The following is a 255-nucleotide window of genomic DNA, read 5'->3' as shown; positions in this document are numbered from 1 at the left end:
CTGAAGCCCCCCGGGCCGACAGACCGGAACAACCCGCCGCCCCGTCGTCTGCGCCAGAAAAAGCCCCTGTCAGTGCACAGCCGCAGCAACCCGACACACCGGAGGAAGAGCCGCCCGGCAAGCTCAGCCCCGGTGAAAGTGTGACTGCCGTCCTGACAAACTACGGAGAAAAAGAGTATGCGCCCGGAAAAGGGCGCTGCTTTTTTGTGGAGCTCACCAACCGCAGTGGCAAACGGGAATACTGGGGAAACGGCC

At 62.7% G+C, this 255-nt stretch carries 1 pseudogene; it reads left to right on the top strand.

Annotated elements, in window-relative coordinates:
* Nucleotides 1-255 (top strand): annotated as a pseudogene (locus E0D98_RS27040) (DNA primase); the annotation flags it as partial.

The sequence above is a fragment of the Escherichia sp. KCJ4928 genome (genome assembly GCF_004352695.1).
GTDB lineage: Bacteria > Pseudomonadota > Gammaproteobacteria > Enterobacterales > Enterobacteriaceae > ECMA0423.
Note: the sequence above shows the minus strand (reverse complement) of the source record. Positions and strands in the feature narration are given on the sequence as shown.